Origin of the sequence: Allokutzneria albata (assembly GCF_900103775.1) — a bacterium.
In the GTDB taxonomy this organism is placed as follows: Bacteria; Actinomycetota; Actinomycetes; order Mycobacteriales; family Pseudonocardiaceae; genus Allokutzneria; species Allokutzneria albata.
In genome coordinates this window covers 2,279,069-2,304,834 of the sequence record NZ_LT629701.1, presented here as the reverse complement: position 1 = coordinate 2,304,834, position 25,766 = coordinate 2,279,069, and the positions used below count along the sequence as shown (strand labels likewise).

24 protein-coding genes, 2 tRNA genes and 2 pseudogenes are annotated in these 25,766 nt (G+C 70.7%); 19 read left to right on the top strand and 9 right to left on the bottom strand.

The features are described 5' to 3' along the window. Positions 1–15 precede the first annotated feature (15 nt). Positions 16–2,448 carry a helix-turn-helix domain-containing protein gene (locus BLT28_RS10445; RefSeq protein ID WP_162184960.1) on the bottom strand — a complete coding sequence of 811 codons (2,433 nt, stop codon included), beginning with the start codon at positions 2,446–2,448 and terminating at the stop codon, positions 16–18. Positions 2,449–2,593: 145 nt separating this feature from the next. Here BLT28_RS10445 and BLT28_RS10440 point away from each other — a divergent pair, with 145 nt between their 5' ends. Then, the gene (locus tag BLT28_RS10440) at positions 2,594–3,355 is read left to right on the top strand and encodes a PE-PPE domain-containing protein (RefSeq protein WP_030433725.1); all 762 of its coding nucleotides are present in this window, start codon (positions 2,594–2,596) and stop codon (positions 3,353–3,355) included. A 78-nt stretch (positions 3,356–3,433) separates the two neighbouring features. Then, positions 3,434–5,104, top strand: coding sequence for a serine/threonine-protein kinase (locus BLT28_RS10435; protein WP_081900859.1), 1,671 nt, complete (start codon positions 3,434–3,436; stop codon positions 5,102–5,104). Here BLT28_RS10435 and BLT28_RS10430 read toward each other — a convergent pair. Next, positions 5,086–5,958 (bottom strand): LLM class flavin-dependent oxidoreductase, encoded by an 873-nt coding sequence (locus BLT28_RS10430; protein ID WP_030433723.1) that lies wholly within the window; start codon positions 5,956–5,958, stop codon positions 5,086–5,088. The genes BLT28_RS10435 and BLT28_RS10430 overlap by 19 nt on opposite strands. Positions 5,959–5,982: 24 nt before the next feature. Here BLT28_RS10430 and BLT28_RS10425 point away from each other — a divergent pair, with 24 nt between their 5' ends. The 8 genes and pseudogenes from BLT28_RS10425 to BLT28_RS42820 all read left to right on the top strand — a co-directional run bounded on the left by BLT28_RS10425 (position 5,983) and on the right by BLT28_RS42820 (position 11,062). Then, the gene (locus tag BLT28_RS10425; protein WP_030433722.1) at positions 5,983–6,309 is read left to right on the top strand and encodes an NIPSNAP family protein; all 327 of its coding nucleotides are present in this window, start codon (positions 5,983–5,985) and stop codon (positions 6,307–6,309) included. A 42-nt stretch (positions 6,310–6,351) separates the two neighbouring features. Then, positions 6,352–6,831: a DUF2975 domain-containing protein gene (locus BLT28_RS10420; RefSeq protein WP_030433721.1), complete on the top strand. Its 480-nt coding sequence runs from the start codon at positions 6,352–6,354 to the stop codon at positions 6,829–6,831. Then, positions 6,831–7,049: a helix-turn-helix domain-containing protein gene (locus BLT28_RS10415; protein ID WP_030433720.1), complete on the top strand. Its 219-nt coding sequence runs from the start codon at positions 6,831–6,833 to the stop codon at positions 7,047–7,049. Before BLT28_RS10420 ends, BLT28_RS10415 begins: the two co-directional genes overlap by 1 nt. Positions 7,050–7,093: 44 nt before the next feature. Continuing rightward, the gene (locus tag BLT28_RS10410) at positions 7,094–8,863 is read left to right on the top strand and encodes a DUF2339 domain-containing protein (protein WP_030433719.1); all 1,770 of its coding nucleotides are present in this window, start codon (positions 7,094–7,096) and stop codon (positions 8,861–8,863) included. Positions 8,864–8,876: 13 nt separating this feature from the next. Further along, the gene (locus BLT28_RS41810) at positions 8,877–9,836 is read left to right on the top strand and encodes an ankyrin repeat domain-containing protein (protein ID WP_030433718.1); all 960 of its coding nucleotides are present in this window, start codon (positions 8,877–8,879) and stop codon (positions 9,834–9,836) included. Between the two features lie 139 nt (positions 9,837–9,975). Further along, positions 9,976–10,083: pseudogene (locus BLT28_RS42825) on the top strand (glycosyltransferase); the annotation flags it as partial. Positions 10,084–10,295: 212 nt separating this feature from the next. After that, positions 10,296–10,829 carry a glycosyltransferase family protein gene (locus BLT28_RS41800; RefSeq protein ID WP_231950719.1) on the top strand — a complete coding sequence of 178 codons (534 nt, stop codon included), beginning with the start codon at positions 10,296–10,298 and terminating at the stop codon, positions 10,827–10,829. Then, complete coding sequence (locus tag BLT28_RS42820) at positions 10,766–11,062, top strand: glycosyltransferase (RefSeq protein WP_407638800.1); 297 nt, start codon at positions 10,766–10,768, stop codon at positions 11,060–11,062. The genes BLT28_RS41800 and BLT28_RS42820 overlap by 64 nt, the downstream gene beginning before the upstream one ends. Here BLT28_RS42820 and BLT28_RS10395 read toward each other — a convergent pair. Beyond that, entirely contained in the window at positions 10,962–11,837 is an 876-nt protein-coding gene (locus tag BLT28_RS10395) for an NAD-dependent protein deacetylase (protein ID WP_030433717.1), read from the bottom strand. The genes BLT28_RS42820 and BLT28_RS10395 overlap by 101 nt on opposite strands. A 135-nt stretch (positions 11,838–11,972) precedes the next feature. Between BLT28_RS10395 and BLT28_RS10390 the strand changes: the two genes are divergently transcribed. Further along, positions 11,973–12,215, top strand: a complete 243-nt coding sequence (locus tag BLT28_RS10390; protein WP_030433716.1) for a hypothetical protein — start codon at positions 11,973–11,975, stop codon at positions 12,213–12,215. Positions 12,216–12,277: 62 nt separating this feature from the next. On the opposite strand, the gene BLT28_RS42485 is transcribed toward BLT28_RS10390, so the two are convergent. The 3 genes from BLT28_RS42485 to BLT28_RS10380 form a co-directional block, all read right to left on the bottom strand. Next, the gene (locus tag BLT28_RS42485; RefSeq protein WP_269459643.1) at positions 12,278–12,400 is read right to left on the bottom strand and encodes a hypothetical protein; all 123 of its coding nucleotides are present in this window, start codon (positions 12,398–12,400) and stop codon (positions 12,278–12,280) included. After that, a complete protein-coding gene (locus tag BLT28_RS10385; protein ID WP_083383708.1) occupies positions 12,397–13,398 on the bottom strand; it encodes a DUF222 domain-containing protein in 1,002 nt (333 codons plus the stop codon). The genes BLT28_RS42485 and BLT28_RS10385 overlap by 4 nt, the downstream gene beginning before the upstream one ends. Positions 13,399–13,684: 286 nt before the next feature. Continuing rightward, entirely contained in the window at positions 13,685–14,299 is a 615-nt protein-coding gene (locus tag BLT28_RS10380) for a class I SAM-dependent methyltransferase (protein WP_083383707.1), read from the bottom strand. 201 nt (positions 14,300–14,500) lie between these two features. Between BLT28_RS10380 and BLT28_RS10375 the strand changes: the two genes are divergently transcribed. From BLT28_RS10375 to BLT28_RS10345, 7 genes and pseudogenes are all read left to right on the top strand, one after another. Beyond that, positions 14,501–14,572: transfer RNA gene (locus tag BLT28_RS10375), tRNA-Arg, on the top strand. 4 nt (positions 14,573–14,576) lie between these two features. Continuing rightward, a tRNA-Asp gene (locus BLT28_RS10370) sits at positions 14,577–14,651 on the top strand. A 20-nt stretch (positions 14,652–14,671) separates the two neighbouring features. Continuing rightward, complete coding sequence (locus tag BLT28_RS10365; RefSeq protein ID WP_030432837.1) at positions 14,672–16,921, top strand: hypothetical protein; 2,250 nt, start codon at positions 14,672–14,674, stop codon at positions 16,919–16,921. 126 nt (positions 16,922–17,047) lie between these two features. Then, the gene (locus BLT28_RS10360) at positions 17,048–17,953 is read left to right on the top strand and encodes a LysR family transcriptional regulator (protein WP_052408051.1); all 906 of its coding nucleotides are present in this window, start codon (positions 17,048–17,050) and stop codon (positions 17,951–17,953) included. 103 nt (positions 17,954–18,056) lie between these two features. Beyond that, positions 18,057–18,587, top strand: a complete 531-nt coding sequence (locus tag BLT28_RS10355) for a hypothetical protein (RefSeq protein ID WP_030432839.1) — start codon at positions 18,057–18,059, stop codon at positions 18,585–18,587. A 6-nt stretch (positions 18,588–18,593) separates the two neighbouring features. Further along, the gene (locus BLT28_RS10350) at positions 18,594–20,612 is read left to right on the top strand and encodes an Ig-like domain-containing protein (protein ID WP_030432840.1); all 2,019 of its coding nucleotides are present in this window, start codon (positions 18,594–18,596) and stop codon (positions 20,610–20,612) included. Between the two features lie 302 nt (positions 20,613–20,914). Beyond that, positions 20,915–21,157: pseudogene (locus BLT28_RS10345) on the top strand (iron chelate uptake ABC transporter family permease subunit); the annotation flags it as partial. A 15-nt stretch (positions 21,158–21,172) separates the two neighbouring features. On the opposite strand, the gene BLT28_RS10340 reads toward BLT28_RS10345, so the two are convergent. From BLT28_RS10340 to BLT28_RS10330, 3 genes are all read right to left on the bottom strand, one after another. Beyond that, positions 21,173–21,514, bottom strand: a complete 342-nt coding sequence (locus BLT28_RS10340) for an SH3 domain-containing protein (RefSeq protein WP_030432842.1) — start codon at positions 21,512–21,514, stop codon at positions 21,173–21,175. Between the two features lie 94 nt (positions 21,515–21,608). Further along, positions 21,609–22,439, bottom strand: coding sequence for a hypothetical protein (locus BLT28_RS10335; RefSeq protein ID WP_030432843.1), 831 nt, complete (start codon positions 22,437–22,439; stop codon positions 21,609–21,611). Between the two features lie 55 nt (positions 22,440–22,494). Next, positions 22,495–22,854: a peptidase inhibitor family I36 protein gene (locus BLT28_RS10330; protein WP_030432844.1), complete on the bottom strand. Its 360-nt coding sequence runs from the start codon at positions 22,852–22,854 to the stop codon at positions 22,495–22,497. Positions 22,855–22,995: 141 nt separating this feature from the next. Between BLT28_RS10330 and BLT28_RS10325 the strand changes: the two genes are divergently transcribed. Continuing rightward, positions 22,996–25,752 (top strand): AfsR/SARP family transcriptional regulator, encoded by a 2,757-nt coding sequence (locus tag BLT28_RS10325; protein ID WP_052408052.1) that lies wholly within the window; start codon positions 22,996–22,998, stop codon positions 25,750–25,752. Positions 25,753–25,766 lie beyond the last annotated feature (14 nt).

Below are 25,766 nucleotides of genomic sequence, written 5' to 3'. Positions count from 1 at the left end.
GCGGCATCAGCAGGGCTATGAGGTGATGAGCGCGCCGACGCGTCGGGCATCGGGCAGACCGAGCTCGCGGAACAGGGCCAACGCCTCCCGCCACGCCTCGTCGGCCAGCGCCTCCTTGCCCTCGGCGTGGCGGGCGCGCCCCAGGCCGTCGAGCGCGTGGGCCTCCTCGTACCGATCACCGGTGAGCCGCGCCGCGGTCAACGCCGCCTCGTACGCGGCGAGCGCCCCGGCGCCGTTGCCCGCGGCGAAGTGCGTCTCGCCGATGTAGCGCAGCACCTCGGTCTCCACGCCGACCGCGTCCACCTCGCGCGCCTTGGTCAGCGCCCGGTCGTAGTGGTCGAGGGCTTCGGCGTAGCGGCCGGTGAGCCGGTACACCTCGCCGAGGTTGCCCAACGCGGCGGCGATGCTGCCCGGGTCGCCGAGTTCTTCGTGAATGGCAACGGCAGCAAGGCAGTCCCGCATCGCCTGCTCGTACTCGCCGAGGCGCCCGCGGGCGAATCCGAGGTTGGTGCGCAGAGCCGCCTCGCCGTGCCGGAACCCCTGCTCCAGCGCGAAGGGGAGCGCGGCGCTGTAGCACTCCACGGCGTCGGCGTAGCGGCCGAGCCGTTCGTAGAGGATTCCCAGGTGGTTCAGCGCGCCCGCCTCGTTGTAGCGGTCATCGGCCTCGCGGCAGACGACGATCGCGTGCCGCAGCACCTCCTGTGCTTCCCGGAGCCGTCCGAGCCGGGTGTGCGCCATTCCCATGTGGTGCAAGGCGGTGCCTTCGGCGCGCCGATCACCGATGAGCCTGCTGGCTTCGAGCGCGTGCCCGTGGATGGCCAACGCGTCACCGTGCCCGTGGCTGTCGACGAGCCGTCGTCGCAGCACCGCGGCGATGCGGAGGGTGTGCTCCGGCCAGCCGCGCCGCGCGCTGAACGCGACCGCGGCGAGGAGGTTCTGCCACTCGGCATCCATCCACGACTTGGCGTCCGCGGTGGTGCGCATGGGCGGAACGGCCACGTCGGTCAGCCACTCGGGCTCGATCTTGGCGCCCGGCGGGTGCAGCACCTCCATCGCCTTGGCGCCCGCGGTGACGTAGTAGTCGAGCAGTCGCGTGACGGCGGCTCGGCGCGCCGAGTCCGCGAGCGTGGCCTCGGCCTGCTCGTTCGCGTACTCGCGCAGCAGGTCGTGCATACGGAACCGGGTCTCCGAGGACCGCGCGAGGAGATAGGCGTTCGCCAGCTCGTCGAGAGCCCGCGCGGCTTCCACGACGTCCACGCCGAGCAGCGCGGCGGCGGAGAACTCGTCGACGTCGCGCGCGGGGTGCACGCCCAGCAAGCGGAACGCCTCGCCGGTCCGCGGCTCCAGGCACCGCTCGGACCAGGAGAACACGGCGCGCACCGATCCGTCCGGTTCGCCGACGTCGAACTGGTCCAGGCTCCCGTCAGTCAGCTCGGCGACCAACTCCGCCAATGACTGCTGCCGCCGGGTCGATGCGAGCGCGGCCACGATGCGCAGCGCGAGCGGCAACCCGGCGCATCGTTCGGCAAGCGCCACAAAGGCTTCCTGGGCCGCTTCCTGCCTGCCGATCAGGTGCAGCCGCAACAGGTCCACGCCGTCCCGCCGCACGAGCGGGGCGAGGCTGACCGGATGCGCGCCCGGACGCAGCTGCAGCGCGGGCAGGTCGCTCCGGCTCGTCACCACGACGAAGCAGCCGCGGCTTCCCGGCAGTAGCGGCCGGACCTGCCCGGCGTCGCGGGCGTTGTCGATCACGACGAGCACCCGCCGCTGGGCCAGCGCGGTGCGGAACCTGGCGGCCCGTTCGTCGGCGTCCGCCGGGATGTCGGCGTCGGCGAGGCCGAGCCCGCGCAGGAAACCCGCGAGCACATCGGCCGGATCACGCGGGTCGTAAGGCGCGTAGCCGAGCAGGTCCGCGTACAGGCAGCCGTCCTCGAACTGCTCGGCGACCCGATGGCCCCAGTGCACCGCCAGCGCGGTCTTGCCGACACCGGCCGGGCCGGAGATCACCGAGAGCCCGGCTCCGTCCGCCAGCACGCGGTCCAGCGTGACGATCTCGGCCGAGCGGCCGGTCAGTGGTCCGGGATCGGCGGGAAGTTCACGGGGCACCGGGTGCTCGCGCGAGGTCCGTGCGGTGCTCGCAGCCGGTTCCGCGGCGGCGCGCCTGCGTTGCAGCGCGTCTCGGGCGGTCACCAGGCGGCGGTGCTCCGGGGCGGGCAGGCCCAGTGCGCACAACAGGTCGTCGAGCACGTGGCTCGGCGGCAGGGTCGTCCCGGCGAGGTAGGCGTAGAGCGTGCTCTGGGAGACTTCCAGCCGCTTCGCGAGCGCGGCCACCTTGATCCGACGGTTCGCCCCACGCCGAAGCCAGGACTTGAGTTCGCGGCCCAGATCGACCGCCGTGACGACAGGCGCGGACGCCGACGGGCGGTCGGCGGCATCCGGAACGAGCACGTGAAGGTCCCCCTCGCGCACGGGGCTCGGATCGAGATTCCAGAGTTTCCAGATCTTACCGCCGGAGTGATCACGAGGTGCTTTGCTGCGGCTCGCCGGGGAGCGACAGGACCCGGTGGGAACACGGCGAAAGGACCTCAGCAACGTGAAGAAGACCAACCGCTTCGGGGGTGCCGGCCTCGCGCTGGCAGCGCTGGTCACGACGATTCTCGGGGTGACGCCGGGAAGCGCGGCCGCCAAGGAGCCCGAGGCGACGCGCTACTACATCCTCATCGGCGGCACCTGCGACGGCGACGCCACCGTCTACAACGACGCGTGGCTGCGCGGCGGCGTCCGGCGGACCGTGCACTACCCCGCGGGCGGCACCGGGCTGCCCAACTGCAACCAGACCCCGATGGACGTCAGCGTCCGGCAGGGGCACGAGGCCGCCAAGCGCGTCGTCATCGACAGCTACAACGCCGACCGCGGTGGCCGGTTCGTCGTCGTCGGGTACTCGCAGGGCGCGATCGTGGCGAACCACGTGCTCAACGACATCGCCGACGGCAGGCTCGGAGTGGACAAGTCCCGCTTCGAAGCCAAGATCTACGCCGACCCGATGGCCCCGGTCGGGCCGCCCGGGCTGGGCATCGGCGCGGTGGTCCCCGCCGGGGCCGGCGTCCCGTTCGGCGGTTACGTCTCGCCCGGCCCCGGCAGGCGGGACTTCGGTGGCATCCCGTTCATCCGGTACTGCATCCAGACGGACGGCGTCTGCCACTTCAACACCCTGGAGGCGCCGGGCGGGTACTTCGCCCAGCACTGGTGCTACCAGGAGCGCCCGATCATGGCGGACTCCATCGCCGACGGTGTCTACATCAACGGTTCGCACGAGCTGGGAAGGCAGAACTGCCGGCCGCCGCACCCGCGTTAGCGGATCGACCCGCGCGGGTGGGAGCTGTACGCTCCCGCCCGCGCGTTTCCCTGTCCGTGAAAGCGAAAGGCGGTGGTAATGGCGGATGAGGCACAGCCGGGCCGGGTGGTCGCCGACCGCTACCGGCTGATCAGGCGTGTCGGTGCCGGTGGTTTCGGGCGCGTCTGGGAGGCCCGTGACGAGGTGCTGGGCATCGACGTCGCGGTCAAGGAGCTGTGGCTGCCCCCGGCGCTGTCGGAGAGCGAGCAGGCCGAGCGGCTGACCCGCGCCACCCGCGAGGCCCGCAACGCCGCGCGGCTGCGCGACCACCCGAACATCGTCGCGGTGCACGACGTCGTCATCGAGGACGACGTCCCCTGGATCATCATGGGTCTGGTCGCGGGGCAGTCCCTCGAGGAGCACCTGAAGACCGGACCGCTGCCCGCCGCCCAGGTGGCCAAGATCGCCGCGGACCTGCTCAGCGCGTTGGAAGCGGCGCACGGCGCCGGTGTGGTGCACCGCGATGTCAAGCCCGCCAACGTGCTGCTGGCCGACAACGGCGACGCGCTGCTGGCCGACTTCGGCATCGCCGTGCACCACACCGACACCGCGCTCACCGCGACCGGGATGCTGATCGGCTCGGTGGAGTACATGGCTCCCGAGCGGTTGAACGGCACCGACGGGGGAGCCGAGGGCGACCTGTACTCCCTGGGCGTCACGCTTTTCCAGGCGCTGGAGGGAATCTCGCCGTTCCGCCGCAACACGCCGACGGCCACGCTCACCGCAGTGCTGATCGATGAGGTGCCGCAGCTGTCGAGCACGGGCAGCCTGGCCACTCTGATCACCAGGCTGCTGGACAAGGACCCGGTGACGCGCCCGAACCTCTCGGAGGCGCGCGCCCTGCTCCAGGCCGCGCACGAACCGACGAAAGAGTTCGAGAAGGAAAAGCCCAAGCCGACCAAGAAGATCGAGGAGCCGCCGCCTCCTCCGCCGACCCCGCCGCCGGTCGCGCGCAACCACGCCGGGTGGGCGATCGCGGCGTTCGCCGGAGTGGTCCTGCTGTTGTTCGCGACCAACAGCGAGCTGAGGTCGTTCGTGGACCAGGCTTTCTCGGCGCCCACCACGACGAAGCCGACGACGTCGACGTCCCCGTCGCGCACCACGAGCAAGTCGTCCACCAGCCGCAGCACGACGACCAAGCCGAGACCGACGACGACCACCACCAGGTTCAACTCCGCGGACCTCGACCGGGAGTCCACCGACAAGACGCCGGTGAGCGCCTCGGCACTGCTGCCGAGTTCGTTCAGCGACGCGAAGAACGTGCGCTACGACAGGAAGAGCAGCGACGTCCGCGAGTGCGTCACCAAGCACATGGACCAGGAGACCAGGAACCTCCTGCTGCGTTCCCGGTGCGGCAACGCCGTCGCCGCGACCTACGTCGACCACTCGAACCAGATCCTGGTGATGGTGTGGGTCGTTCCGATGCCGGACGCGTCGGCCGCGGACACGGCCTACAAGAGCGCGGACGGCGGCTCGTGGGGAATCCTGTGTCCTGGCAGCGGTCCCGGCTCCGAGATCTGCGACAAGAACAAGGACACCACGCGGGCCGCGCGCAGCGGCTGGAAGCGCCAGACCCACCGCTACCTGATCAAGTCGCTGGCCATGTACATCAACCTGACCCAGGACAGCACCGCCAAGCCGTGGCTCGACGCCGCCGCGCAGGAGGCCGTCCGGGCGGCCGGGCCCAGCAACTACTCCGGCAACCGCTGACCGGGCGGGCCCTGCTCGACGCGGCGCAGCACCGGGGCGAGCCGGTCCAGGTCCTCGCCAGTCTGGAGTTGCCGCTCGTCCCACCACGTGGCCCCGGCCTCGGCGAGCGGCGCGATCAGGTCCTGCGCCGCGCCGGGGTCACCGGGGCTGGCGCCGCCGAGGACGATCTCGAACGGCCCGTCCTCGCGGTGCTCGCGGACGTAGGACACCAGCTCGCGGACGTCGTCGACGGCGGGAACCTGCCCGTGCCGCGCGTTGGTGAACAGCGGAACGACGCCGTCCCAGCGCGCGGCGCGGCGCATCGGCCTGCGATGGGGCCAGATACCGCCGACCCAGACCGGCGGGCGCGGGCGCTGCACCGTCGCGGGCAGCAGGGTGACGTCGCGGACCCGGTAGTGCTTCCCGTCGTGGGTCACGGCTTCGCCCGACCAGTAGCGGTCGAGCAGGTCCAGTCCCTCGTCGAGGCGTTCGGCCAGCACGACCGGGTCGGTGGGTTCCCCGAAGCTGCCGAACTCGTCCTCGATCGGCCCGCCGAGACCCGCTCCGAAGATCACCCGTCCGCCGCTGATCGAGTCCAGGGTGGCCACCTGGCGGGCGAGCTGTTCCGGGCGGCGCCGGGCGACCGGCGTGACCAAGGTGCCCAGCCGCAACCGCGAGGTCGCCAGCGCGGCAGCGGTCAGCAGCATCCAGGGGTCGCCGAAGGGCTTCCCCCTGCGCTGCTGCTTGTCGTGCACCACGTGGTCCCAGATGAACAGACCGTCCCAGCCCGCCTGTTCGGCCGCCGCAGCCACGCGCGCGACCGTCCTGGCGTCGGCGAAGTCACCGAAGTTCGGGATGTTGACCGAAAAGCGCATCCTCGAAGAATAGGCTGCCACAGCATGATCACCTGTGTTGTCGAGTACGTGATCGATCCGACGAAGATCGACGCCTTCGAGCGGTTCGGCCGCCGGTGGATGGAACTGGTCGACCGGCACGGCGGGACCCACCACGGCTACTTCCTGCCGGGCGAGGGGGCCAGCGACAAGGCCCTGGCGCTGTTCAGCTTCCCCAGCCTCGCCGCCTACGAGGAGTACCGCGCGCTGTTCGGCGTCCACCCCGACTTCGTCGACGCCGACCGCATCCGGGACGAGAGCGGCTGCGTGCTCCGCTACGAACGGACGTTCATGCGCCCGCTGCTGCCGGGTGACGGTGTCGTGAAGCGATAACTATCGATTGACAGTCGATAGGCGCGTATCGATACTCGATGCATGTCCCTGGCGCAACGGGCGGTCGGCCCGCTCCGAGTCTTCCTCGTGCTGCTCTTCGCAATCCTGGTCGTGTTCCAGGTGATGTCGTTTCCCGGCCAGTTCGCGCACATGGCCGAGACGCATCCCGAACGCGCGCACCTGCGGTGGCCGCTGACGGCGATCGCGGTGTTCTTCGTGTTGTGCGTGCAGCTGGTCGTCGTGTCCACCTGGAAGCTGCTCACCCTGGTCAAGAAGGACCGCATCTTCACCAGGGCCTCGATGGTCTGGGTGGACGCGATCGTGTGGGCCATCGCGGCCGCGTGGGTGGTGCTCACCGCGATCTTCCTCTGGGTCGGCTTCCACGCCGACGACCCCGGCGCGCCGATGGCGCTGTTCCTGATGGTGGTCGGCCTGGCCGTGGTCGGCCTGCTGATGGTGGTGATGCGCGCCCTGCTGCAGCAGGCCACGGCGCTGCGCACCGATATGGAAGAAGTGATCTGATGCCGATCGTGGTGCGCATCGACGTCGAGCTGGCCAAGCGCAAGATGAGCGTCGGCGAGTTCGCCGAGCGGGTCGGGCTGACCCCGGCGAACGTGGCGGTGCTGAAGAACGGCCGGGCCAAGGCGGTGCGCTTCAGCACCCTGGAGGCGATGTGCCGGGTGCTGGAGTGCCAGCCCGGCGACCTCCTGGAGTGGGTCGAGGACCCCGAGGATGAGTAGTCGTACGGAATCGCCCGCCCGCGCGCTCGCCCAGGCTGGTGCGCATGCACAACGATGGAGATCGACTTCTCGGCATCGCCGAGGAGATCGACGATCTTCGGAACCGGCTCGAACGGGTCGGGGACGAGCTGTGGGCCCTGCGGGAGGACCTGCGCGCCGAACAGGAGCCCCAGACCGCCCAGGACGGCGAGCCCGAGCCTGAGCCCGCCCGGCCCCAGGACGAACGGCCCCGTGACGAGGAGCCCCGGTACCTGGAGCCCGAGCCGGTTCCGTCGCTGACGGCGGCGTGGGGCACGGCGCTGGGCAAGGAGGGCGCCGGCAGCAGGCTGCTGGCCTGGATCGGTGGCGCGGTCACGCTGCTGGGGATCGTGCTGCTGCTCGTGCTGGCGATCCAGCGCGGCTGGCTCGGCCCGCTGCCGCGCGTGCTCGTCGGCGCGGCGTTCGGCGTCGGCCTGGTCGGCGCCGGGCTGTGGCTGCACCGCAACCCGGTCGGCCGGACCGGCGCTTTCGCTTTGGCCGCAACGGGAATCGCGGCGCTCTACCTCGACGTGATCGCGGCGACGACGCTGTACGAGTACCTGCCGCCGCTCGGTGGCCTCGCGATCGGCCTGCTCGTCGCGGTCGGCGGGTTGTTGCTGGCCTCGCGCTGGGAGTCGTCCCTGCTCGCGGTCGCCGTGGTGATCGGGTGCGCGGTGTGCGCGCCGATCATCACCAAGGGCTTCCGCCCGGACCTGGTGACGTTCCTGCTGGTGCTGCAGGTGGCCACGGCTCCGGTGCAGCTGCGCCGGGACTGGTCCGCAGTGGCCGTCGCGGCGGGCGTTCCGCCGCTGATCGCCTCCGTGCTCAGCACGCTCAGGGCGCCGTTGTCCGGCTCGGGGACGAACACGGCCGCCGCGCTCGCCGCTGCCGTCGTCGGGATCGCACTCGCGCTGGTCGTGATGCGGCGCAGGCCGGAGGATCCGGCCGCGCTGACGCTGCTCGTCACGTCCGCGGCCCCGGCGTTGATCGCCGCGCTGGTCCTGCCGAAACCCGATGCCGTGCTGGTCTCGGGCGGGGTGGCCGTGGTGCTGCTCGCGGTGTGGGCCGCGGGTCGCCTGCTGCCCGGCCGCGCGGGGGACTTCGCAGGGCTGGCCGGTCTGGTCGCGGCCATGCAGGCGACGGTGACCCACTTCGACGGGACGGCCCGCGCGGCGGTCCTGCTCGGTGAGGCGGTCCTGCTGCTGCTCGCGGCGTTGTGGAGCCGCAACCGGTTCGCTCTGGTGGGAGCGGTGGGCTTCACCCTCATCGGCGGCGTGATCGCGGTGGGCCGGGAACTCCCGCCCGCATTGCTCGTCCTGGTCGGCGACCGCACGCCCGGCCAGCTTGGCGGCGCGTTGGCCGTGGCCGCGCTGATCCTCGCTGTCTCCATGCTGCTGCCGTGGGTGGCGTTGCGGCTCGGCGAGCTTCGCCCTCCGTCGAAGGTTCTCGCGCCGTGGTTGGCCGCCGGGATCGCCGCGCTCTACGGAGCGGCCGGAGTGGTGCTGTGCACGGCGTTGCTGATCACGCCCGGGCGGACCGGATTCCTGGTGGGCCACGTGGCGATCACGGTGTCGTGGACGGTGATCGCGCTCGTGCTGCTGGTTCGCGGCATCAACGTGGCGGCGATGCGGGTGACCGGACTGGTCCTGGTCGGGGCGGCGGTGTTCAAGCTGGTGATGTTCGACCTGTCCGCGCTCGACGGGATGGCGAGGGTGGCCGCGTTCCTGGGCGCCGGGCTCGTCCTTCTGGTTGCAGGAACTCGATATGCGCGTTTGGTCGCGGCGCAGCAGACCTGACAGGCTGCGCGCCGTGATCGCGGACAACGGCGGGTGGGACGGCCTGGGGCGGAACAGCTGGAGCGATCTCGCATGGGTTCGCGAAAGGCTGGCAGCGGGAGCGGATCCCGGCAGCACAGGCCGTTGCTCCCCGCCGCCGCTGTTCGCCGCGGCGGAGCGCGGTTCCGCGGATGTGGTCGCGGAGCTGGCCGGTCGGGTCGAGGACATCGACGTGGAGTACGGCGGGCGGACTGCGTTGTGGGAGGCCGTTCACGCCGACCGGCCGGACAACGCTCGCGCCTTGGTGGCGGCGGGCGCGGACCCGTGGCGGCCGATGATGGCCGGGTGGTCTCCCGGACGGCTCAGCCTGGCGAGTCCCACGCCGGACCTGTTCGCGCCCAACAGTTCCGTGTCACTGTCCACAGAGGAGAGTGACGCGGTCGCGGAAGCCAGGCGGCTCAAGGAGGCACTGGGCAAGCTGTGGGTCGAGGGACTGGGGCTGGCGTGCGTCGCGGACTTCGACGTCGAGGAGTCCGCGTGGCGACTGGGCGCCGAGGTCGTCGAGGACATTTCGGCTGTGCAGAAGGACATCGAGGTCTACCCGCCGAGCACCGAGTCGTCGTTGGCCGTGGGGGCGACCGATGTGCCAGGCGGCTGCGTGTTCGCGCAGCCGTGGGGTTTCGCGCCGACGATGCCCGGCGTGCTCGCCCGGCTGTCCGTCGACACCGTGTGCTACGGCCTCTACGCCAATCCGAAGAGCGGCAACCAGGGCAGCATCTACCGCGACGGTGAGTTCGTCGCCGGTGACCTCCATCCGGGCGGAGGCCCTGATGACGGTGATGGGCCCGAAGAGATTCTGGCGTCCTACCTGTATCAGCACAACGCCGTTGCCTACAGTTGCGCGTTCGCCGGACTCCAGTTGACCGACGCCCGTGCCGTCAACGGCGCGCCGGACGTGTGGCTGCGCCTGCCCGAGCGCGACTACTGGGACTGAGCGCTCAGGGCGCGGCGATGGTTCCTGGGCACGAAGGTCGACACGTTGCGCCGCCCGGGAGACGTTGCCGGGGTTGCGCTGGACAGCAGTAGCCTGCGCGGCGCAATTACTGCTTCACGCAGGTACAAGGAGCTGGACCATGGGCGTTGTGCTGGCGGCGATCGGGTCGCGGGGCGAGGCGCAGCCGGTGGTCGCGTTGGCGTTGCGGTTGCGGGAACTCGGCCGTGACGTCCGGGTGTGCGTCTCCCAGGACTTCCGGGACTGGATCGAGGGGCTGGGGATCCCGGTGGTGCCGTTCGGCCCGTCGATGCGGTCCGGCGCGTGGGACCTGTCCACGCCGGGAGGACGGCGCCAGGCGGCGGAGAACGCCGTCGCGGTGCAGTTCGCCGCGCTCGCGGAGGTTGCGGGTCGGGGCGATGTCCTAGAGGGGGCGGCGCCGTTCAGGTCGGTGTGCGTTCGGTGGCCGAGCTTGTGGGCGCCGCCTACGTCCACGTCTGTCCGGTCACCCTGCCGTCGTCGCACCACTTGCCCGCGGCGTGGGCGGGCTGGCCGCAGGACGGCACGGGTGGCTGGGACGCCGAAGCGCGGCAGTGGAACGACACCTGGGCCGCGCCCTCAACGCCCACCGGGCGGCTGTCGGACTCGCCCCGGTCGATGACGTCCTCGGCCATGTGCTCACCGACCAGCCCTGGCCCGCTCCCGGCGGAGGTTGAGGCGTTCCTCGCCGAGAGCGACTCGCCCGTCTGCTTCGGCATGGGCAGCTACTCCGCCGACGTCAGCCGGGTGATGGTCGCCGCGGCCCGCGTGCTCGGCCGCCGGGCGATCGTGTCGCGCGGGTGGGCCGGCCTGTCATCGGCGGAGGACGACACCGACTGCATCGAGGTCGGCGAACTCAACCATCGCGCGCTGTTCGCCCGGGTCGCCGCGTCGTGCACCACGGTGGCGCGGGCACAACCACGCCCGCCGTGCACGCCGGAGCTGCTCAGGTCGTGATCCCTCAGCACTACGACCAGCCGTATTGGGCCGAGCGCGTCAACCAGCTCGGAATCGGGGTCGCGCATTCCCGCGGCGTGCCGACGGTCGACTCGCTGACTGATGCCCTGAAGCGCGCTCTTGAGCCTTCCGTTAGGCCGGTAGCCGGCGCGCCAGGTCGGTCAGTGCGAGACCGAGCGGCATGTCTAGGCGACCCCTGGCGTGGCTGTCGCCCCGCGTCCGGCCCTGGTTGATGATCAGCACCGGCTTGCCCGCCTTGGCGGCGTGGCGGACGAAGCGCAGTCCGGACATCACCGTCAACGAGGACCCGAGCACGAGGACGGCCTCGGCCGAGTCCACGAGGTCGTAGCACCGGCGGACCCGCTCGGCGGGCACGTTCTCGCCGAAGAACACCACGTCGGGCTTGAGCACGCCGCCGCAGTCGGCGCAGTCCACCAGCGCGAACCCGCGCACCGCCGCCGCGGGCAGCTCCACGTCACCGTCGGGGTTGATCCTCGTCGTCTCCGCGGTGAACCCGGGATTGGCGGCGCGGAGCCGTCGATCCAGGTCCTCACGAGGGCTGGTTCGCTTGCAGGCCAAGCAGACCACCCGGTCCAGGCTGCCGTGCAGCTCCACGACACCCGTCGCGCCCGCGGCCTGATGCAGGCCGTCCACGTTCTGCGTGAGCACCGCGTCCAGGTACCCCCGGGCCTGCAGTTCGGCGACGGCGCGGTGCCCGCTGTTGGGCTCGGCGCGGGCGATGGTGCGCCAGCCGAGGTGGCTGCGCGCCCAGTAGCGCTGCCGCCCGTCCTCGCTGCCGACGAACTCCTGGTAGGTCATGGGGGTGTGCCGGTGCAGGCTGCCGGTGTCGCCTCGGTAGTCGGGGATGCCGGACTCCGTGGACAGCCCGGCCCCGCTGAGCACCAGGACTCCGCCCGCCGCCACCACCTCGACCACGTCGTCGAGGCTTGCCACCGCGGCAGCGGACTCCTCGGTGGGAGTCCAGCTCAACGTCGGCCGCATGCGCACAACGCCAGGTTAGATGACGTCGCAGCTCCTGGCCGCGTTCGTCGCGTCACGCCAACGTGAAACCATTGCATGTCGTTCGACGTGCGCGGCTAGCTTCCGATGGTCGTCAGTGAACCGAGCTGAGGGAGTACTGCCATGCGAGCACGGAAGTTGGCCGCCGCCTGCCTGATCGCGGGCTCAGTGGTCACCATGACCGGTGGTGCGGCCGTCGCCTCCGAGGTGACCGCCCAGGGGCACTGGAAGGTCTTCGAGAGCTATCCCGCGACGCCCCAGGGTTGGCGGGACTGCGGGAACGCCGTGGTGAACGTCGCGAAGGGGGACTGCAAGCTCAACAGCGACACCGGCGCCACCGTCGATCTGTGGGGCTGGGAATCCTGAGCCTGCCCGCGCACCGTTCTGAGGGGGTCACCGTTGGGTGATCCCCTTTGCGGTTGTGCTGCCTAGAAGGGCGCGGGGTCCGCGATGGGCTGCAGTTCCGTGTCGTAGGTCTTGCCGTTGGGCGTGGTCCACGTGTGCCGTCCGTCCGGCCGGTTCTCGCAGGACCAGTTGGAGTGGGTCTTCATCCGGTGGTGGTGCCTGCACTTCGGCCGCAGGTTCTGCACCGTGGTGTTGGTCCCGTCGAACGGGCAACAATGATCCAGGTCGCAGCGGTGCGCCGGTTGGTTGCAGCCGACCATGGTGCACGTCGGATAGCGGGCGTTGATGAGTTCGCGTTGTGCTGGGGTGGGCCGGTAGGTGGTGATGTGTTCGGCCATCCCGGTGGCGGGGTCGGTGAGGATGCGCTTCCAGATCCCATTCGCCGCGACATCCGCCACGATCGGAGCAGGCAGGGGTCCCCGTATCCGGCCAGCATGACCGGGTCTGTGGTCAGGCCCAGGATGTTGGTGATCGGCATCGTGAGGTTCACGCACACCTCGCTTTGCGGGGCGGGTGTTTCCTTGCCCATCAACAGATCCGCGGCCACGTCCGACCGCTTCTGATCCAGCGTTCGGTCATCCTTCGGCAGTGCCCGGGCGATGCGGTCGATGCGATCGAAGGCGAGGGCTGCGTCGAGGGCGGGGAGGACGACGCGGAGGGAGGCCATGCCGTCGTCGAGGTTGAACTTCTCCACCAACCGCTGCTTCCGTTTCTCCTCATGACGCCGCAACGCCGCCTCGGCATCCAGCTTGAGGACATAGCGCCGGGCATAGCGTTGAGAGGCCGTGTAGTTATGCGACGCCGCATGCGCGATCAACACGGGTTCGGCGATCGCCTGATTGGCGGCATCGAGGACACTGACCTGATCGATGATCATCAACGCCTTGCCCTCATCGATCCGACCCTCCGACAACGCCTCCAACACCACCGGGTGCTCCACCAGCGACATGGCCCGATCGATCAGCTTGTTGCCCTTGACCTGAGAGACACGCAGCAGGGGCATCAGGACATCCCCGGCATACTGCTGCACTTGCGGGTCGAGGTCGTCATAGAGCTTCATCAGGGTTGAGGCGAAGTCTGCGACAGCCTTACCGATGGCGGCGTAGGCGGCGACGAGTTCGTCTTCGATATCGGCAGGGGCCATACTCCTATTTTAGCGTCTGCAAATAGTGGATCATGGCTCTACGGAGTGAACTTTCCCTTATCTCCCAACGGTTCCAGCCCTAACGCAGGTCCCAGCAAACGGAAGCCGGGAACCCAGCCGAGGCTTTACCTGGGGTGCGCGTGCCATACGCTCGTCGGCGAGGGCCGGTTCCTGACCGTGCCCGCCCGGCAGGCCCTCGGCACGCGCAAGGGGGCCCCAGGTCAAGCCGACCCCACGCCGGAACCAGCCGACCCCACGCCGGAACCAGCGCAAGCTGGAAGCCGAGCTAACCCTTGCGCCGCAAGCGAAGAACAGAATCCTGACGCGATCCGGGCTCCCCGTCCGGCCCGGTCAGCGGCCGCTCGACCACCTCCTCCACCTGCACCTCCCACGCCTCCGGATCCAGTGCCAGCGACTCCACCATCTCCCGAGTGCCAGGGAAGTGGTACTCGAACGGCGGTGTCTCGACCCACGACGGCCACCCCGAGTGGCTCATGATCAGCAGCACTCCACCAGGTACGACGGCGCGGGACGCGTTGCGCAGGATGTCCTCGCGTTCACCGGGGGCGGCGACGGGGGAGTGGAGGAACTGGGCCGACACGAGGTCGAACTGCCCGGACGGGAACGACTGCGAGAGGTCGTGGCGCTCCCAGGTGATCCCCGCCGGGGCGCGGGCGGCCGCGCGGCGCAGGACGGTCTCGGAGACGTCGACGGCGGTGACCTGCCAGCCGCGCTCGGCGAGCCAGATCGCGTCGGCGCCCTCGCCGCAGCCGAGGTCCAGCGCTGTGCCGGGGGTGAGCGAGGTGGCCTCGCGGACGAGCAGCGGGTTGGGGTTGCCGCTCCAGACGCGGTCCTTCTCCTGGTAGAAGCCTTCCCAGTACTGCTGGGCGGTCTCGGTCATGCCGGTTCTCCTGTCGAAGTCGAGGTGACCAGGGTGTCCCGGTCGCGCCGAGACCGGCAAGCTTTGTTGCCGTTGTGGCAAAATGCGCCCGGCGGGTGCTGTTCGACCCGGCGGAGCATCCCTTCCGCATCACCACCGTGACGCCGAAGTGAGAAAAGCCGGGGCGATCGCGGCGTGCGCTGGCTACGATCGCTATCACGCCATGGAGTAGATCAGCGGCAGATCACCCGGCTCCGGACCGGGAGGGCGCGGGTTCGAGTCCCGCCTCCATGTCAGTCCTGATGTAGATCAGCGGTAGATCGCCCGGCTGTCAACCGGGAGGGCGCGAGTTCGAATCTCGCCATCAGGTCCAGTCCCACTTCTGGAGTTCTCATGACCGATCAGCCCGCGCACGTCGTCCCTCCGTCCTACGCGACGACGCAGTTGTCGCGTGCCTTGACCAGGCTGGTGGAGTCGGGCGACGAGCGCGCGCTGAAGAAGGTCCGGCAGTGGGAGGACGTGCTCGCGGGTATCGGCTCGGGCCGGATCACCGTCGGATCTCGCGCGCCGGTGGCGGACACGCCGGTGTGGGTGACGCTGGAGGTGGCGCACGGCGGGTTCGCGACGGGACGCGCGCTGTCCGAGGTCCCGCTGACCGACGACGAGATCGCCAAGCTGCGGCAGTTGCCGGGGGACGTGCCCGGTGGGACGGACCGGGAGCGGCTGAACCTCTGGTACCTGGGCGATGCCGGGCAGGCCGAGCTGGTGGCGGCGCTGCGGGCGGGCCACTACCGGATCGACGTGGCCGAGGACGCGGCGCTCCCGGTGGTAGCCCTGTTGCTGGACAAGGGCTTCGCCGAGCAGGCCCTGGACCTCGTCGCGCAGCTGCGACCGTTGATGGGCCGCCTGCGGATGACGCCGAGGTTCGAGCCGGTGTCGCGCCCCTCCGGCGCCGCGGTGCGCGTGGCCTCGGTCGGCGAGGTGGCCGAGTCGCTGCGGGCGGTCACGATGCCGCCGCAGCTGACCGCGATGCGCGAGACGCTGGGCGTGTGGACTCCGTTGTACGACAGGCTGGTCGCACTGTGGTGCCGGACGGTCGACGGCGAACTGCCCACTGTGGACGATCAGGTCGTCCGCGGTGGCTGGCCGTGTGCGCGCTACCCGGACGACTGGGCGGACGAGCGCGCGCGGTGGATCGCGGACTTCGACGACACGGCCCGCAGGCACCTGCTGTCCGGCCGGCACGCTCATCCGAAGAGCAACTTCGCGCGACTGCATGCGGCGCTGCGCAGCAGTGAGCCGTTGTCCGCCAGGGATGTCGGCTGGATCCGCCGGGCGATCGCGAACACCGTGACACGGCACGGTGCGCCGGGTTCGGCCGACCGCGAGCACGTGCGAGCGCAGCAGGCGGCCGTAGTGGCGGCGCCGACTCACGTCAGCCTGGCGAACGTGCTGCTCAAGCGGCTCGACGGGGTTCCGGTGGACAGCGGTGTGCCGTCGCTGGACCAGCTGGTCGCCGAGCTCCCCGAGGGCACGCCGATCCCACTGCACCTGCAGGACAAGGTCGCTCGCGCGTGGGAGGCGCCGGTCGACGAGCTGGTGCGCCGTGGCGTGATCACCTCGGGCGAGGTGCTCGCGATCGTGCTGCCGCAACTGACCTCGCGGCTGATGGCCTCGGGCATCGACGATCCCGTGCTCGCCGGGCTCTACGAGCAGACCTACACGGCGTTCCGCCGTCGCCGCAGCCTGTTGCTGCTGAACCTGGAGCACCAGGTGCGGTTCGAGGAGCTGCCGTGGACCGGCGCGCTGGCGCCGTTGCGCTCGGCAAGCTCGGACAACGCGGCCTTCCGGTCGCTCCAGCAGGTCACCATGCTCGCGCTGACGGAGTTCCCGCAGACGTTGCTGCCCAACCCGTTGGTCGGTGAGCTGGGCGCGCTGGCGAACCGGGCCGGGGTGGAGCTCCCGCTGGTCGAGGAGGTGGCAGCGGACATCTTCATGGGCACCTTCACCACCAAGTGGCGCGACGCGGCGGCAGTGGCGAGCCGGACCATGGCGGGCACGCTGTACGCCGACTACTACGACCTGCCCGCCGCAGCGCGGTGGGAGAGCCCGCTCCGCTGGGGCAGGAGGACCGCGGACGACTTCGCCAAGGTCTGCGCCGAGCGGGCGAAGGAGGCCGGGGAGCCGACGCGGAGCTGGGTGGCGCGCAACGGCGCTGTCCTTGAGCAGAGCCAGATCCTGACCACGCACAACCTCGCTGTCCTGGTGAACGGGCTCGGCCTGGCCGGGCAGGTGGGCGAGCGCGCGGAGGAGCTTGCGTTGCGGGCTTTCGACTGGACGGTGCGCAGGCTCGCGCAGCGCCCGGCCACCCGGCACGCAGCGCTGATCCAGGTGAAGAACGCGGCCCACGCGTGGCGCCAGGCGATCTACCTGCTCAGCTTCTGCGAGCCGGCGCGCCGGCGAACGATCGCGCAGCGGCTGGAAGAACGCGTTGCCGCACAGGGCATCCCGTGGTTCCAGCCCGCGGTGGGCGGCCTGATCGGCGTGCTCGACGGCAAGCGGTTCGACGCCGCCGGCGCGGTCGCGGGCGGTCGCCGGTTCCTGGGCTGGGCGACCGGGAAGCACTGGTGCCTGGAGCGGTAGCCGGGCTGACATCGCCGGGTGATCGCTTCGTTGTCGTGCTTCATCCCGTTGGCCGTGTCCGGACGGGCGCCACTGCGGAATCGTCGTCTGGCGCCCGTACGGACGCGTGTCGAACGCGGGGGAAGCATGGAGCTGCGTCATTTCCGGTACTTCACGGCCGTCGCCGAGCAGGGTGGGTTCACCAAGGCCGCGGCCATGCTGTACGTGTCACAGCCGACCCTGAGCCAGCAGATCCGCGCGCTGGAGCGGGAGCTCGGTGTGCCGCTGTTCCTGCGCGCACCGGACGGGGTCCGCTTGACGGCCGCCGGGGAGGTCTTCTACGGGCACGCCGGGGCCGTGCTGCGGATGGTGGACGAGGCCGCTCGCGCGACGCGGCGGGCAGGGGCCGAACCGAGCGTGCTGCGGATCGGCTGGAGCCCTCCGATCCCGCATGCGCTGCACGTGCCGATCGCGAGCGCGTTCTCGGCGGCCTACCCCCAGGTGCGGCTGTCGTGGCGGGAGACCTCACTGCCCGACCCCGAGCGGCCGTTGCTCGACGACGACGTCGACGTAGCGCTGCTGCGGCTGCCGGTGGACAGCGAGCGGGTGCTGTGGGAGCCCATCAGCGACGAGCCCTGCGGTCTGGCGGTTCCGGTCGGACATCCGCTGTGCGAGCTGGATTCCGTCGATGTGGCCGAGGTGCTCGACGAACCGATGCCGAACGTCGGTGACGCCGTTCCCGAGTCCATGAAGCGGTGGTGGCTGCTGCCCGGATCGCGCAACGGCGAGTACCCGGAGGCGGTGGGCGATCCGGTGAACACCGTGACGGAGCTGGCGCTGTCGGTCGTGCTCAACGGCGTGGTCTGCCCGGCGCCGTACCTGTACGTCAAGACCGCTGCGGTGCACGGGTTCCGAGCTTTGGAGCTGCGCGGTGGGCCGGACTCGGCCACCGGCGTCGCGCGCAGGCGGGACGACGAGCGCGCGCTGCCCCGCCTGTTCTGCGAGCTGGCGGCCCAGGTGGCGGGCTCGGCCGGGGCCGGTCTGGGGCTATAGCCCGCACCGATCGCCGCATAGGCACGGCGACTTCGACGCGGCTGGTGTGCGGCTCGATCCTCGGAGTGATCGGGAAAGACACCACGACGGGAGTTCGCCGACCATGACCGGAATCCGGCACGCCGCGCTGATCACGGTGGCTGCGGCCACGCTCGCCCTGATCCAGCCGGTACCCGCGCACGCGGGAACGGAGCTGTCGCTGAGGCTGTGCCAGAACAACCAGATCGGGTCCGTCCGCGACACGCACCTGACGGTGGTCGACGGTCAGCCGGTGAGCTTCGGCTACCGGGACCCGACGTTCCACGGGCCCGGCATTCCCCTGCAGGACGGGGACGTCGTGCGGATCACGGCGAGCGGTTCGATCAAGATCGACTCCTGGCCGTGGGGGCCGTCCTACTCCCCGGCGGGGCACCCGACCGAGCGATTGCGGACGTTCCACGGCGGGATCTCGGCGCCCTTGTACGGCCTCTACGGGTTCTTCAAGTCGACGGGGACCGCGTTCCCGATCGGGGGCGACAGCGGGTGCGTGGTCTACCGCGGGCCGCAGACCTGGCTGTGGCTGCCGCAGAACGACGACAGGACCGTCGACAACAGCGGTCGGTGGGACCTCACGGTCCGGCTCTGGAACTTCTAGCGCGGCATGAAACGCGCCCTGGTGCTGCTGGTCGCCGGGCTGGGCGTCATCCTGACCCTGGCCGCGGCGCCACCGGCGGCGGTGGACGATCGCTTCGTCTACTCCAGCAACCAGGCGGTCAACGGCTGGTTCACGGTCAACGTCCTGGCCAACGACACCCTGCGGGGCGCTCAGGTCCGCGCGGTCGAGCTGGTCTCAGGCCCGACGGAAGGCGTGGTGGAGCCGACCACGCGCCCGGTTGGGTTCCGCTGGCGCATGGGGCCTTCGCTGATCGCGCAGTGGAGCTACCGCATCGTCGACACGGCGGGAGGCCGGAGCAACACCGCGACCGTGTCCGTGGGTGTGCGGCTCGCCCCGCATCCGCGCGACGACAGCTACCAGGCGATGTCAGGCGAGCTGCTGAAGGTCCCCGCGCCCGGCGTGCTGGGAAATGACGCGCATCCCGCAGGGGAGCGGATGACCGCGGAAGCCGCGGGGGCGAGCACGCGAGGAGGGAAGGTCTTCGTGCGGCGGGACGGCTCGTTCGACTACGCCCCGCCGAGCGGCTTCACGGGAACCGACACCTTCGTCTACCGGGCGGTGGACCCGCAGAGCGACGCGGCTGAGGCGACCGTGTCCATCGCGGTCCGGCCGAGGCCGGCCACCACCACGACGACGCACACGCACTCCCCGCCCGGCGACCAGCCGTCGGGCAAAGCCGAGGTCACCGCGCACCTGCACGGATATCCGGGAGACTGCCGCTCCGGCGTGATCATCATCGGCGGCCGGGTCCTGGACACCTGGCTCGACGAAGCACGGCAAGGGCAGGCCGGAGCCTGGGAGTTCATCGACCTGCACGCCCACCTCCCGGCCGGGCTGCCGACAGGCGTGCGCACCGTGGAGTTCCGGTGCGCCGGGACGACCTATCCCGCGGGCACCATCAGGCTGCCGACCGGCCCAGTGCTGACGACCTTCGAACTGACCTGGAAGCCGGTCCCCACGACCACCACCCGGCCGACGACGGCGACCCCTTCTCCGCCCACGACGCCGCTCCCCAAGCCTGGGGAGCCGCGCGAGCCGGGAATTGCGGACATCCCCGTGCCGAGCGAGGTCCGGACCGATCTGGAAGCCCTCGCCGTGACCGCGGCGCAGTCGGCGGGGCTCATCGCGCTCGTGCTGCTCCTGGAGACGGCGTTTCCGCCGGATCTGGTGAACAAGATCATCGAAGTGCTCCGGACGAAGAACGAGCAGGAGCGGCTGAGCCGGGCGCGGCCGCGCGCTCCCACGTGGGTCCGGGCGGTCGCTTACGCCGGGAGCGGCGGGGCGTTACTGGTCCTGGCCGACGCGGAGATCAAGGGCGAGAACTGGGACTGGGGCACCGTCCTGATGAAGGCGGCGGCGGGAGCGGTGTCCCTGCTCCTGGTCGTCTTCGCCTACGAGAAGCCCAAGGACGCGCTGCTCAGCGCCAGTCGCGGTCGCGGCCACCTGCGGGCGATCCGGCTGGGGTTCGCCCTTGCCCTGATCATGGCGATCCTGTCCCGGGTCCTGAACTCGCCGGTGCCCTACGTCTACGGCCTGGTGATCACCTTCATCGCCTTGAAGAAGCCGGAGGACGACGCGCAGGGGCGGGCGACGCTGGGCGGCGGCATCGCCGTTCTCGTCACCTGCGTCGGTCTCTGGGTGGTGTGCGCTCCCCTCGTGGTCGCGGGCAGGGACGCCCATCCGGGGTCACCGGCCTACGCGGTCGCCGTCGCGGTCTGCGTCGTCCTCGCCGCGGGCATCCAAGTGGTCGTCTTCGGGCTGCTCCCGATCAAGCCGCTGGACGGATTCGCGCTGAAGAAGTGGAGCAAGGTCGCGTGGTGGGCGCTGTACGTGCCCGCGATCGTCGTCTACGTCCACGTCGTCAACGCGAGCGTGCACCCCGCACTCGATCAGGGGCCTTCCGACGAGAAGATCTTCGAGGCGGCGTGCCTGTTCGTGGCGGCGGGCGTGGCGAGCTTCCTGTTGCGCCGGATCAGGAAAGCGTCCGAGCACGACCAGGGGTGATGCCGAAGTCGCGGTCGAAGTCGCGTGCAGCGTCTGCACGCTCGTGAGCAGGCGGTTCGCCCACTCGTCGAGCTGTGCCCGGTCCCCGGGACCGCGCGAGCGCTGGCGGGCGATCCGCATCGCGAAGCCCGAGCCGGTCGCGTGGTGGCAGACGAAGCCGGACTCCGACACCGCCAGCCCGTCCATGATCCGCAGACGGGCCGCGAGCGCGTCGGCCTCGCTCACGCCGTCGCGACCGATCGACCGCAGCAGCTCGGCAGCCTCGGGCGCGAGGGAGACGGTGCCGGTACACCGTCTGCGCGCCCGCGGCGGCGACCTCGTGGGTGACGGCGCGGCCGGTCGTGTTCATCGCGCTGGCCGCGCCGCAGATCGGCCGGAGGCTGTTCGCGACGTCGGGTGTCGGGTTGCTGCCCGCTGCGCTGACCGGCGCCGTCCTGCTGCTCGCGGCGGTTGCGCTGTCGGTCGGAGTGGTGACCACGGCGATCGGCGGCTGCTACCTGCTCTGGCTGCTGGTCAAGGAGATGCCGGGCGCCCGCCTTCGCTGACGCCCGGCAGGAGGGTCAGTCACTCACGTTGGTGCAGACCACCGGAGCCCAGCCCTGCTTTCCCTTGTACCTGAGCAGGACCCACCTGTCCCACTTCTTACCGCCGCAGACCTTGTACTCGCTCCCTGCGCGGATCAACTCCGGGGCGCGGCAGGCGGTCGCTCCCGCTGGCCACTTCACGACGAGCGCCGAGTCGATGTCGCGCGTGTGGCGGAGCCAGATGGTGTGGTGAGCCTTGGCGGCGATCCCGTCACACGCCCGTGCCTCGGCGGGGGGAGCGCCCACGGTCGCCATCGTGCCCGAGGCGATGACCGTGGCGGCCAGCACAGCGGCGGAACGGGCAAAGTTCTTCACCATTTACCTCTTCTCTCGCTAGGGAAAATGGGTGGACCTGTATTACCGCGAGGCTCGTCGAGCTGTCCACTTGTCCCGGTGCTGTCCGAAATGACAGTCACTCGAGCGAGTGAAGGGCGTCGGTCAGCAGCTTGTGTGCTTGGGAGACAGCGCTTTCGTTGTCCGCGAGCCAGTTCCGCACTACGCGATCGGCCGCTACTGCGCGACGTTCGTGCAATCGCGTGACGGCCCGACATTCGGCATCCGCCGAAGCAATAGCGATTTCCTCGGTTTCGTGGGACTTCGCCAATTCCACGGCCGCGGCCGGTGTGGCGGCGGGGTGGCCTTTGTCGCTCATGCACTGCGCGTATGAGCCGTACGCGGCGCGGACGTCGGGGTCGTCATCGGCCTCCGCGGCTCGTCGCTGCGCCAGTTCGGGGACGTAGTAGACGGTGAGGAAGTTCGCCACCGAGCCGTAAAGCCGTTTCCGCGCGCTCCCGACGCATCCGCCGGACGAAGCGGCCGTTTCGAAGCTGCCGGCCAGCGTCACGCGGACGTCGTTGCCGGTGTTTCCGCGCAGCAGCTGGTGAAATCGGTCCCTGGCGCCGGGCGGCAGCGCCTCGGCGTGCGCCTCCACCAGGCCCTTGGTCGGCCGGGGCTTCATCGACGTGTCGGGGTATCCCTCGCGGCGAGCGTCTTCGAGGCGGAGCGGGGCCGCCATCTTGATCAGTCCGACAACCGGGCGGTCGTCGCGCGGCGGCGGAACGTGCGGGTAGGACATGCCCGCGCGGCTCATGCACTCGCTGATCAGCAGGTTCTCCGCCTCGGCGAGCGCCGCTGGCCGGTCCACCAGCTCGCGGAGCTGGTCGGCCGCGGGCGTGGTCGGTGCTCCGCCGCAGGCCGTCACCAGGACGAGCACGGCCGCGAGCGGACTGGCCAAGCGGGCCATCTCTTCCCTCCCCAGCGGAGCGGGGGCGCCGCGCGGGCGCCCCCGTGCCGTCGGACTACCTGACGTCGAAGTGGTCGATCTTGTCGTTCGCGCTGCCGATGGTGCTGGCGTCGGTGTAGGGAGCCCACTTGTAGACGTCGTCGTCCGGGATGCCGGTGCGCGAGTTGACGCCCACCCACTGGTTGCCGGTGTTGTTCGAGCCGGATGACGTCCGGTCGTTCGGCGCATCGACGGTCGAGCCCCGCCCGGCGCGAGACTGCACGAGCACGGCGCCGGTGAAGTTGATGTGCTCGTATGCGCAGAAGTAGCCGGTCGCGCACTTCAGGGGTGCGGCGGTGGCCGGAGCGGCGGCGGAGAGCAGGCCCGCGGTGGCCAGGGCGGAAACCGCCAGAGCGCTCAGGACAGAAGGCTTCATGTTTCGTTCCCCTCGGTGGGTTGGTGGAGCTGGGAACACCGTGGGACCTCTATCGTGTGTTTCGCTTGCGCGATTCTGCAACGCGCAGGTCCGAGCGGTATTTCTGTTGTCCGCACATGCACGGAACAGGGGGCGGCGGGGTTGTTGCGTCTGTTGGGCGAGGTGGCCGTCGACGCGGACGGGCGGCCGGTGGACCTCGGCCCGGCCAAGCAGCAGTGCGTGCTGGCCGCGCTCGCCGTCGAGGCGGGGCGGCTGGTGCCGGCGGACCGCCTCGCCGTCCGGGTCTGGGGCGAGGACGTTCCCCGGCGCGCGCGGGCGACGCTGTACAGCTACATCTCCCGTCTGCGGCAGGCACTGGCCGATGTGGACGGTGTCGTCATCGAGCGGCGCTCCGGCGGATACGCCCTGCTGGCCGATTCCGTGGACCTGCACCGGTTCCACGCCCTGCGCGCCGCTGCTCGGGAGCAGGCCGACGACGAGCGCGCCGTGCGGCTGCTGACCGAAGCCCTGGAGCTGTGGCGCGGAGACGCGTTGACCGGCCTGGACAGTGAGTGGGCGGAGGCCGAACGCGCCCGGCTGGCCAGGGAAAGGCTTGCGGCGCAAGGAGATCTGGTCGACGCCCAACTGCGGTCGGGTCAGGGGGAGCGGCTGGTGGCCGAACTGGCCGCACGGGTCGGTGAGCACCCGCTGGACGAACGCGTCGCCGGGCAGTACATGCGGGCGCTGAACCAGGCCGGGCGGACCGCGGACGCGCTGGAGCACTACCGGCGGCTCCGCGCGCGCCTGGTCGACGAGCTGGGCACCGACCCCGGTGCCGCGCTCCAGGAACTGCACCGGAAGCTGCTGGGCGCCGATCCCGCGCTGACCGTCGCTCCTGGTGGGCGGCTCGTACCGCGCCAGCTGCCCGCCGCGCCGGTGCCGTTCGTCGGCCGCACCGACGAGCTGGACCGGCTCGGCGGGACCGTGGTGATCGCCGGGGCCGGTGGGGTCGGCAAGACCTGGCTGGCGCTGCACTGGGCGCACCGGCACATCGACCGGTTCCCCGACGGCCAGCTGTTCGTGGACCTCCGCGGCTTCAGCCCGGAGAACTCGCCGATGGACCCCGCGGTCGCGGTGCGCGGTTTCCTCGGCGCCCTCGGGGTCGATCCCGGTCAGGTCCCCGCCGATCCGCACGCGCGATCGGCCCTGTTCCGCAGTCTCGTGGCCGATCGGCGCATGGTGCTGGTGCTGGACAACGCCGTCGACACCGCGCAGGTCGCGCCGCTGCTGCCCGGCAGCGAGCAGTGCACGGTGATCGTGACCAGCCGGTACCGCCTCACCGGGCTGGTCACCGGGCACGGCGCGCAGCACGTGCCGCTCGACGTGCTGGCCGAGACGGAGGCCCGCGATCTTCTGCGCGACCGGCTCGGCGCGGCCCGGGTGGTGGCCGAGCCCGCCGCGGTCGACCTGTTGATCGCGCTGTGCGGCGGGTTTCCCTTGGCGCTGACCATCGTCGCCGCACACGCGCAGACGCGGCCGCGACTTCCGTTGGCGGAGCTGGCCGATGAGCTGCACGACCTCGGTCTGAGCGCGTTGGACGACGACGATCCCAGCGCCAGCCTGCCGAGCGTGCTGTCCTGGTCCTATCGGGCGCTCACACCCGAGGAGGCGAACGCGTTCGCGTTGCTGGGCATCGCTCCCGGTCCGGACATCGGCGTTCACGCCGCCGCCGCGCTCGTCGGGCTGCCGCTGAACACCACGCGAACTCTGCTGCGCGGCCTGGAGCAGGCGTCGTTGACCAGCAGGGACGCGCGTGGCCGCTACGTCATGCACGACCTGGTCCGACGTTACGCGGCCGACCTCGCGCAGGAGCTGCCCGATGCGGCTCTGCGGCGCGTAGCCGACTTCTACCTGCACACCGCGTACGCGTGCGATCGGCTGCTCGCCCCGCACCGCGAGCCCGTCCCACTCGATCCGCCCGCGCCGGGTGTCCACCTTCAGAACCCGGACCACCGCGCGGCGGCCATGGTGTGGTTCGAGACCGAGCACCAGTGCCTGCTCGCGGTCCAGCAGCTCACCTTCGAACGGGGATGGCAGCACAGCACGTGGCGCATCGCCTGGGTGCTCAACACCTACCTGCAGGTTCGCGTGCTTCCCCGCGACTGGCTCGGCGTCTGGCAGCTCGCCAGGAAAGCGACCGAGGACATGGCCGACCCGGGCATGGACGTCGTCGCGTTGCAGTACATCGGCCTGGCGAACGCGAACCTGGGGCACACCCGGGAGGGCATCCAGCACCTCGAACGGGCGCTGGACCTGGCCGAGCGGCACGGCGACCAGGTCAACCGGGGACACCTGCACCGGGCGCTGGCGCGGGCGTGGGAGCAGCAGGGCGACGACCACCGGGCACTGGAGCACTCCGCCCAGGCGCTGAGCGTCTACCAGCGCTCCGGGAACCCGGTGTGGGAGGCCATCGGTCTCAACAGCGTCGGCTGGGACCTGGCCAAACTAGGGCACTACGACGAGGCGAGGCAGCGGTGCCGCGCGGCGCTCGTCCTGCACCGCCACCTCGACACGCCCGCCGAGCGCGCGAACACCCTCGACAGCCTCGGCTACATCGAGCACCACGCGGGCAACCACGAGGAAGCGATCACCTACTACCGCGAGGCCCTGGCGCTCTACCGCGATCTCGGCAACCGGCTCGGCGTCGTCGACCCCTTGGTCGGGCTCGGCAACGCGCACGCCGCGCTCGGCAGGCCGGAGCAGGCCCAGGCGGTGTGGGAGGAGGCGCTGGAACTCTACGTCCAGCTCGGGCGGGACGAGGACGCGCTGCGCGTGCGACAGCGACTGCTTTCCTTGTCCGGCACCAATTCTTTGCATCCTGGTATGAAAAGTGACAGTGCCACCCCGGCTCACCCGTAATTAGACTCGGCCCC